The sequence below is a fragment of the Streptomyces erythrochromogenes genome (genome assembly GCF_040684695.1).
Lineage (GTDB): Bacteria > Actinomycetota > Actinomycetes > Streptomycetales > Streptomycetaceae > Streptomyces > Streptomyces erythrochromogenes_C.
In genome coordinates this window covers 1-9,075 of record NZ_JBFBGM010000058.1, presented here as the reverse complement: position 1 = coordinate 9,075, position 9,075 = coordinate 1, and the positions used below count along the sequence as shown (strand labels likewise).

General features: G+C 72.2%; 8 protein-coding genes and 1 pseudogene. 8 read left to right on the top strand and 1 reads right to left on the bottom strand.

Annotated elements, in window-relative coordinates; genetic code table 11:
• From manB to AB0O53_RS38180, 7 genes and pseudogenes are all read left to right on the top strand, one after another.
• Positions 1-261 (top strand): annotated as a pseudogene (manB, locus tag AB0O53_RS38210) (phosphomannomutase/phosphoglucomutase); the annotation flags it as partial.
• A gap of 207 nt (positions 262-468) precedes the next feature.
• Entirely contained in the window at positions 469-651 is a 183-nt protein-coding gene (locus tag AB0O53_RS38205) for a Trm112 family protein (protein ID WP_030659888.1), read from the top strand.
• Positions 652-733: 82 nt separating this feature from the next.
• On the top strand, positions 734-1,867 hold the full coding sequence (locus AB0O53_RS38200; RefSeq protein WP_031155430.1) for an SIS domain-containing protein: 1,134 nt from the start codon (positions 734-736) through the stop codon (positions 1,865-1,867).
• 39 nt (positions 1,868-1,906) lie between these two features.
• The gene (gene manA / locus AB0O53_RS38195) at positions 1,907-3,067 is read left to right on the top strand and encodes a mannose-6-phosphate isomerase, class I (protein ID WP_365201817.1); all 1,161 of its coding nucleotides are present in this window, start codon (positions 1,907-1,909) and stop codon (positions 3,065-3,067) included.
• A gap of 72 nt (positions 3,068-3,139) precedes the next feature.
• Entirely contained in the window at positions 3,140-4,063 is a 924-nt protein-coding gene (locus AB0O53_RS38190; protein WP_351001715.1) for a cation diffusion facilitator family transporter, read from the top strand.
• Between the two features lie 469 nt (positions 4,064-4,532).
• A complete protein-coding gene (ahcY, locus tag AB0O53_RS38185; protein ID WP_351001717.1) occupies positions 4,533-5,969 on the top strand; it encodes an adenosylhomocysteinase in 1,437 nt (478 codons plus the stop codon).
• A gap of 97 nt (positions 5,970-6,066) precedes the next feature.
• Positions 6,067-6,687 (top strand): hypothetical protein, encoded by a 621-nt coding sequence (locus AB0O53_RS38180; RefSeq protein ID WP_351001719.1) that lies wholly within the window; start codon positions 6,067-6,069, stop codon positions 6,685-6,687.
• Between the two features lie 10 nt (positions 6,688-6,697).
• Here AB0O53_RS38180 and AB0O53_RS38175 read toward each other — a convergent pair whose 3' ends face one another.
• A complete protein-coding gene (locus tag AB0O53_RS38175; protein WP_351001721.1) occupies positions 6,698-7,639 on the bottom strand; it encodes an RDD family protein in 942 nt (313 codons plus the stop codon).
• Between the two features lie 109 nt (positions 7,640-7,748).
• On the opposite strand from AB0O53_RS38175, the gene AB0O53_RS38170 reads away from it, so the two are divergent.
• Complete coding sequence (locus tag AB0O53_RS38170) at positions 7,749-8,756, top strand: stage II sporulation protein M (RefSeq protein ID WP_351001723.1); 1,008 nt, start codon at positions 7,749-7,751, stop codon at positions 8,754-8,756.
• Positions 8,757-9,075 lie beyond the last annotated feature (319 nt).

Genomic DNA, 9,075 nt, shown 5'->3' with positions numbered 1-9,075 from the left:
GACCGGTACGAGGGTTCGGGCGAGATCAACTCGACCGTGGCGGACCAGGCGGGGCGTCTGGCGGCGGTGAAGGAGACCTTCGGCGGCCGTGAGGGCGTGAGCCTGGACGAGCTGGACGGTCTGACGGTCACGGGTGCGGACTGGTGGTTCAACGTGCGCGCGTCGAACACCGAGCCGCTGCTGCGCCTGAACGTCGAGGCCCGTGACGCGGACACCCTGGCCCGGGTCCGCGACGAGGCCCTCGCCCTCATCCGCGCCTGACCGAACGGCTTCGCCGGACCCGCGCAGAACTCAGCCTCGCCCGGGGGCACCTCCCGGCGGTAGCCGGGGGAGTTCGAGGCGCGGGTCCGGGCAGAGCCCGGTGCCCGGCCGAGCCGGGTCCCACCCCTGCTCGCCCCAGGCCGCACCGGCGGAGCCCCAGCGGTACTCTGACCACGCCCCACCCGCATCCCGAAGGGAACCCACCCCATGCCGCTCGAAGCCGGCCTCCTGCAGATCCTCGCCTGCCCCGCCTGCCACGCGCCCCTCGAGGACAAGTCGGCCGACGAGACCCCCGAGCTGCTCTGCACCGGCCAGGACTGCGGCCTCGCCTACCCGGTCCGCGACGGCATCCCGGTCCTCCTCGTCGACGAGGCCCGCCGCCCCGCCTGACCCGCGCCGGACCCGCACCACCCGAAGTACACACCGCATCACGCGCAGACAGGTTCCCGTCACCCAACAGCCGGAGGCCGCCATGCTCGACGAGTCGCTCCTCGACGCACCGGACGATCTCGCCCGCGTCGACCGACGGGGCCTGCTCCGCGGCGCGGCCGAGGCCGGCGCCAGAGTCCGTACCGCGGCCCGGCACGCGAGCGAGGCGGGCATCGCCACCCTGCGCCCCGACGGCCGGCCGCGCGCGGTCCTGATCGCCGGGCCCGGCACCGCCGCCACCGGCGTCGCCGACCTGCTCGGCGCCCTCGCGGGCGCCTCCGCACCGGTGATCCGGCTCGACCCCACCGGGGTCGCCCACGCCTCCGGGGCACTGCGCTGGGCCCTGCCCGGCTGGGCCGGGTCCGTCGACCTGCTGCTCGTGGCCACCACCGACGGCACCGAGCCCGGGCTCGCCGTGCTCGCCGAGCAGGCCTACCGGCGCGGCTGCACCGTCGTCGCCGTCGCCCCCGAACGCTCGCCGCTGAGCGAGGCGGTGGACGGCGCGCACGGGCTCCTCGTACCGATGGCCAAGGCCCCGTACCAGGAGTTCGACGAGTCCGCCGCCGCGGGCCCGGGCGCCCTGTGGGCCCTGCTGACGCCCCTGCTGCTGCTCCTCGACAAGGTCGGCCTGATCACCGCGGCCCCCGACACCCTCCAGCTCGTCGCCGACCGGCTCGACCGGACGGCCGAACGCTGCGGGCCCGCCATCGCCACCTACTCCAACCCGGCCAAGACCCTCGCCGCCGAGCTGGCGGACTCGCTGCCGCTCATCTGGAGCGAGGGCACCGGCGCCGGCCCCGCCGGCCGCCGCTTCGCCGCCACCCTCGCCGAGCTCGCCGGCCGCCCCGCACTGGCCGCCGCGCTCCCCGAGGCACTGCCCGCCCACGGCGTCCTGCTCGCCGGCGACTTCGCCGCCGGCGCCGACCCCGACGACTTCTTCCGCGACCGGGTCGAAGAGCCCCAGGCCCTTCGCGCCCGCGTCGTCCTGCTGCGCGACCGGCCGGCCGGCGGCCTCACCGCCGCCCCCGCGGCACGCGAGCTCGCCCTCAGCCACGACACGGCGATCAGCGAGCTCGAACCGGAGGAAGGCGCCGAGCTGGAGCAGCTCGCCGAACTGCTCGCCGTCACGGATTTCGCCACCGCCTACCTGGCGTTGGCCTCCGGGGGACACAGCTGAGACCCGAGCACGTGCCCGGATCTATCCAGGAAGACGACGATGGACCGCCTGACCAACACGATCCGCCCCTACGCCTGGGGATCCCCCACGGCCCTGCCCGCGCTCCTCGGTGTCGAACCCACCGGTGAGCCCCAGGCCGAGCTGTGGATGGGCGCCCACCCGGGCGCCCCGTCCCGCGTCGACCGCGGCGCCGGCGAGAGGTCGCTCGCGGAGGTCATCGCCGCCGATCCCGAGAGGGAGCTCGGCGCCGCCACCGTGGCCAAGTTCGGTCCCGGGCTGCCCTTCCTCTTCAAGATCCTCGCCGCCGGTGCCCCGCTCTCCCTGCAGGTCCACCCCGACCTCGACCAGGCGAAGGCGGGGTTCGAGGACGAGGAGCGGCGCGGGATCCCGATCGACGCCGGCCACCGCAACTACAAGGACCCCAACCACAAGCCCGAGATGATCTGCGCGATCACGACGTTCGACGGGCTGTGCGGCTTCCGCTCCCCGCAGGCGTCCGCGGACCTCTTCGAGAGGCTGGGGGTCAACTCCCTCAAGCCGTACGCCGACCTGCTGCGCGCCCACCCCGAGGAGGCCGCCCTCCGCGAGGTGCTGACGGCGGTACTGACCGCGGACCGCGAGCAGATGGCCCGTACGGTCGCCGAGACCGCGGCCGCCGCCGCGCAGCTGGGCGGCGAGTACGCCACGTACGCCGCGCTGGCCCACGAGTACCCCGGGGACCCGGGCGTGCTCGCGGCCATGCTCCTCAACCACGTCCGACTCCAGCCCGGCGAGGCGCTGTTCCTCGGAGCGGGCGTCCCGCACGCCTACTTCGACGGCCTCGGCGTCGAGCTGCTGGCCAACTCGGACAACGTGCTGCGCGCCGGGCTCACCCCCAAGCACGTGGACGTGCCCGAGCTGCTGAAGATCGTGCGGTTCGAGCCGAGCGACCCGACCGTCATGCGGCCCGAGGGCGACGGCGGCGAGGAGGTCTACGAGGCCCCCATCGACGAGTTCCGGCTCTCCCGCTTCCTCCTCGCGCCCGGCGGCGCCCCCCACGTGCTCCCGGACGGCGCCCCGCAGATCCTGCTCTGCACGGCCGGCACCGTTCAGGCCGGCGAACTGGCGCTCACGCCCGGCGGATCGGCCTTCGTGCCGGCGGGCGAAAAGGTCGAACTGTCCGGAAACGGCACGGTCTTCCGGGCCACCGTGGTCGTCTGACGCGGCGTCCGTCCCTGGGGCTGCAACAATGTGCGGCCGTAGTCACTGGCCCAGGAAGGACACCCTGCACCCATGAGCGCGTCGGGCGGTACCAAGGCGATCGTGGCGGCCCTCGCCGCCAACCTCGCCATCGCTGTAGCCAAATTCGTGGCGTTCCTCTTCAGCGGCTCGTCGTCGATGCTCGCGGAAAGCGTCCACTCGGTGGCCGACTCCGGGAACCAGGGCCTGCTCCTCCTCGGAGGGAAGAAGGCCCAGCGGGAGGCGACGCCGCAGCACCCCTTCGGGTACGGGCGCGAGCGGTACATCTACGCCTTCCTCGTCTCCATCGTGCTCTTCACCGTCGGCGGCATGTTCGCCATCTACGAGGGCTACGAGAAGATCCACGAACCGCACCCGATCGAGGCCTGGTACTGGCCGGTCGGCGTCCTGGTCTTCGCGATCATCGCCGAGTCCTTCTCCTTCCGCACCGCGATCAAGGAGTCGAACGAGATCCGCGGCACGCTGTCGTGGACCCAGTTCGTGAAGCGGGCCAAGGCCCCCGAACTCCCCGTCGTGCTGCTGGAGGACCTCGGCGCGCTCATCGGCCTGGTCCTGGCCCTCGCCGGCGTCGGCCTCGCCCTGCTGACCGGCAACGGCGTCTGGGACGGCATCGGCACCCTCTGCATCGGCGTCCTGCTCATCGCCATCGCGATCGTCCTGGCCGCGGAGACCAAGTCCCTGCTGCTCGGTGAGGCCGCCGGCGTCGAAGAGGTCGAGAAGATCAAGGCCGCGGTCGTCGACGGGGACGTCGTCACCCGCGTCATCCACATGCGCACCCTGCACCTCGGCCCCGAGGAGCTCCTCGTCGCCGCCAAGATCGCCGTCGAGGGCAACGACACCGCGACCGAGGTGGCGGACGCGATCAACGCCGCCGAGGCCCGCATCCGCGAGGCGGTCCCGATCGCCCGGGTGATCTACCTGGAGCCGGACATCTACCGCCCCGAGGCCGCCAAGTAGTCCCCCGCGCCCCGCACGTACACGCCGAAGGCCCCCCCGAGCAGCAGCCCGCGGGGGCCTTCGGCACCAGCGGGGCGGGACGGCTACGGTGCGTCCACCTGCGTGGCTCCCCAGACCGGGCCCGCCGGCGCCGGCGGGCGTCGGCTGCGCACCACCAGGGAGGCGATCCCCAGCGCCTCCCACCAGCGCGAATGGCTGAAAGGCTATGGTCCGGCCGGAATCGCACTGCGGTCGGGTCGGCGGGAGCGGAAACCGAACCCCACCAGTTCCTCCACCGACTGGGGCCGCCGCCGCCGATCGGTGTAGATTCGTGGACAGTGTCAGGCGTCGCTGCTGATGGCGGGTCGGGCGGTCCCTGCGACCGGCCGAGGGGAGAGAGGACCCCCGACGGACTGTGCTCGGTGTCCCGTCCCCAGGACGGCGCACGGACCAGCCGTACCCACCTCTCGAACCATGAGGAGCAGCACCCATGGACTTCAAGGTCGCAGACCTCTCCCTTGCCGCCTTCGGCCGCAAGGAGATCACCCTGGCGGAGCACGAGATGCCGGGTCTGATGTCGATCCGCCGGGAGTACGCCGAGGCCCAGCCCCTGGCCGGCGCCCGCATCACCGGCTCGCTGCACATGACCGTGCAGACGGCCGTGCTCATCGAGACCCTCGTCGCCCTCGGCGCCGACGTCCGCTGGGCCTCCTGCAACATCTTCTCCACCCAGGACCACGCTGCCGCCGCCATCGCGGTGGGCCCGAACGGCACCCCGGAGAACCCGCAGGGCGTCCCCGTCTTCGCCTGGAAGGGCGAGACGCTGGAGGAGTACTGGTGGTGCACGGAGCAGGCGCTGACCTGGCCGAACACCCCCACCGGCGGCCCGAACATGATCCTCGACGACGGTGGTGACGCCACCCTCCTCGTCCACAAGGGCGTCGAGTTCGAGAAGGCCGGCGAGGCCCCGGACCCGTCCACGGCGGACTCCGAGGAATACGCGCACATCCTCACCCTGCTGAACCGCACCCTCGGCGAGAACCCGCAGAAGTGGACGCAGCTCGCGTCCGAGATCCGCGGCGTGACCGAGGAGACCACCACCGGTGTGCACCGTCTCTACGAGATGATGCAGGCCGGCGACCTCCTCTTCCCGGCGATCAACGTGAACGACGCCGTCACCAAGTCGAAGTTCGACAACAAGTACGGCTGCCGCCACTCCCTCATCGACGGCATCAACCGCGCCACCGACGTCCTGATCGGCGGCAAGGTCGCGGTCGTCTTCGGCTACGGCGACGTCGGCAAGGGCTGCGCCGAGTCGCTCCGCGGCCAGGGCGCGCGCGTCATCGTCACCGAGATCGACCCGATCTGCGCCCTCCAGGCGGCGATGGACGGCTACCAGGTCGCCACGCTGGACGACGTCGTCGAGACCGCCGACATCTTCATCACCACGACCGGCAACAAGGACATCATCATGGCCGCCGACATGGCCAAGATGAAGCACCAGGCCATCGTCGGCAACATCGGCCACTTCGACAACGAGATCGACATGGCCGGCCTGGCCAAGGTCGACGGCATCGTCAAGGACGAGGTCAAGCCGCAGGTCCACACCTGGAAGTTCCCCGACGGCAAGGTCCTGATCGTCCTCTCCGAGGGCCGCCTGCTCAACCTCGGCAACGCGACCGGCCACCCCTCCTTCGTCATGTCGAACTCCTTCGCGGACCAGACCCTGGCCCAGATCGAGCTCTTCACGAAGCCGGAGGAGTACCCGACCGACGTCTACGTGCTCCCCAAGCACCTCGACGAGAAGGTCGCGCGCCTCCACCTCGACGCCCTCGGCGTCAAGCTCACCACCCTCCGCCCGGAGCAGGCCGCCTACATCGGCGTCAAGGTCGAGGGCCCGTACAAGCCGGACCACTACCGCTACTGATCAGCACCTGGTCAACCGCGGACGGACCTGAAGCAGGCCCCCGGCACACGTGCCGGGGGCCTGCCCCGTATCCCCGATCCGAAGAAGTGTGCGCACCATGCCCCGCGGCCGATACTCGCTCCACGACCCGCACGACCACGCCCCCCTCGGCGAGGAGCACTTCCACTGCGCCCCCGGACCCTCGGGCTGGCGCTATGTCTCCCAGCTGACCGCCCCGGACGGCGAACACCGCGGTTCCGTCGACCTCGCGATCGACGAACTCGGCCGCCCGATCCGCCTGGAGGTCAACGCCGCGAGCTGGCAGGTGCGCGGAGCCGCCCTCGACGGCGTCACCTGGGTCCGCACCGACCCCACCGGCACCGAGGCCACCGAGGGCAACATCGCCGCCCCCGGCTTCACCGGCACCTCACCGGCCTTCCTCGTCGCGACGGCCCGCCTGCTGCGGCTCACTCCCGGCGCACCCGCCACCCGCGTCCGGCTGCTCGCCCTCACCGACCCGGTGCTCGCCCCGCGTACGGTCGACCAGGCCTGGGCGCTGGTGGCCCGCGAGGAACACCCGACGGACAGCGGCCCGCTCCCGGTGGACGAGTACCGGGTCACCGCCCTGGACACGGGCGAGGTCCACACGGTCCACATCGCCGGGGACGTGGTCCTCTCGGCCCCCGGCATAGAACTGGAGCACCTGGAGACCCCGCCCTCCGCCTTCGAGGAGCAGTGACCCCGCGCCCTCAGGCGGGCGGAGCGAACCCGCCGGCGCGCGGAGTCTGCGCGGGGGCGGCCGGCGCCGCCGGCGCCACGGGCGCGGGGGCGACGTACGGGGCCGGAGCAGGCGCCGGAGCCGGTGCGGGAGCCGGCGCCGCGCCCGGAAGCGGCCCGAAGCCGGGCGCGACCTGCGGGACGGGAGAGGCCGCGGCAACGGCGGCCGCGCGGAAGGCCCGGGCGGCATCGCGCGACTGGCGCTCGTGGACCACGGCCATCAGGTAGGCCGCGGCCGGCACCCCCGCCGGCGGCGGCGCTCCCGTACGCGCCACCAGATCGTCCGCGAGCCGCGCCGCCATCGCCGCACCCACCTGTGGATCCAGCTGGTTCATCCGGGTCAGGTACTGGCGGATCGCCAGCCACAGCCCGTCCGGCACGGCCGACAGGTCCAGCTGCGTGAACCGCCCGGCCAGCCACGGCGGCGGAGCCGGAACCGGCATCACCCGCGCTCCCGGCACCCGCTCCCGCACCACCAGGGTCCCCGCGAAGACGTCCCCGAGCCGCCGACCGCGCACCGACACCAGCGAGGCGATGGCCGCCACCGTGCCGAAGGTCAGCAACAGCTCCACGACCCCGAGCGCCCCGCGCACCAGCGCGTGCCGGAACCGGATCGGCCCGCCGTCGTCGCGCACCACCCGCAGCCCGCAGGCGAGCTTGCCCAGGGACCGCCCGTGGGACAGGGTCTCCACCGCGATCGGGATCCCGACCAGCAGCAACAGGAAGCTCGCCACCCCGATGGCGGCCCGGGCGGCCGGATCCAGCGAGGCCGTCGCGAAGGTCAGCCCGACCCCGATGAGGACGTACGCGGTGACGTAGAGGGCCAGGTCCAGGAGGATCGCCAGCGCACGGCTCGGCAGTCTCGCCGGCCGCAGCCCCAGGACGACCGCGTCCCCCGTCACCAGATCGCTCACCGCAGCACCTCTCATGTGACCTGCTCCGCCCCTACTGCATCAAGTCTGCCAAGCTGACCACACTAGGAATAGGCAGCGGCCAGGGGACCTGGGCAGGGGAGCGCACCGGATGGATCTCGACGTCTTCGTCACGGCACACCGCGCGGAATGGGACCGCCTGGAGCAGCTCCTGGGCCGCGGCCGCAAGCTGACGGGCGAGGAGGCCGACGAACTCGTCGCCCTCTACCAGCGCACCTCCACCCACCTCTCCCTCGTCCAGTCCAGTGCCCCCGACCCCATGCTCACCGGCCGGCTGACCCAGCTCGTCGCACGCGCCCGGGCCACGGTCACGGGCACCCGCCGCGCGGGCTGGCGCGACGCCGCCCTCTTCTTCACCGTCGGCTTCCCGGCCGCGGTCTACCGCAGCCGCCGCTGGTGGATACCGACGGCCCTGCTCTCCACGGCGCTCGGCGTGCTCATCGGCTGGTGGATAGCGACGCACCCCGAGGTCCAGGGCGCCATCGCCGCCCCGGAACAGCTGAAGGAGCTCACGAAGCCGGGCGGCGAGTACGAGACGTACTACTCCAGCAACCCCGCGGGCTCCTTCGCCGCCCAGGTCTGGACGAACAACGCCCAGGCGGCCGCGATCTGCCTGGTCCTCGGCGTCTTCCTGGGGATCCCGGTGCTGTGGATCCTGTTCCTGAACATGGCCAACCTCGGGGTCGGCCTCGGGCTGATGGCGTCCGCCGGGCGGCTCGACGTCTTCCTCGGCCTGATCCTCCCGCACGGCCTGCTCGAACTGACGGCCGTCTTCGTGGCCGCCGGCACCGGTCTGCGCCTGGGCTGGACGGTCATCGACCCGGGCCCGCGCACCCGCCGCACGGCTCTCGCCGAACAGGGCCGGGCCGCCCTCGGCATGGCCATCGGCCTCGCGGTGGTCCTGTTCGTCTCCGGCCTGATCGAAGGCTTCGTCACCCCCTCGGGCCTCCCCACCTGGGCGCGCATCACGATCGGCGTGGTCGCCGAGGTGCTCTTCCTGCTCTACGTCTTCGTCCTGGGCGGCAGGGCGGCCCGCGCTGGCGAACGCGGCGACGTGGAGGAGGCGGACCGCACCGCCACGCTCCCGACCGCGGCCTGATGTGCGTACAAGCCGGCTGAGCTGCTAGTCTCCTCGTCGTCCCGCAAACGCCGTTGACACGGAGCGAGCGGGGAGGTAGATTCGAACGGTTGCCTCGAACTGGACAAGTTCGGCAGCGATGGTTTAAACTATCTCTCACCCCACATGGACTTCAAGATCCGTATCGGGGTACGTCCGATTTTCTATTTCAGGAATTCGAAGCCGGGGAAATCCGGTGGAAAACTTCTGATAGAGTCGGAACCGCCGGAAAGGGAAACGCGAAAGCGAAAACCTGGAAAGCACCGAGGAAGTCGGACACGAAAGAGTCTGATAGAGTCGG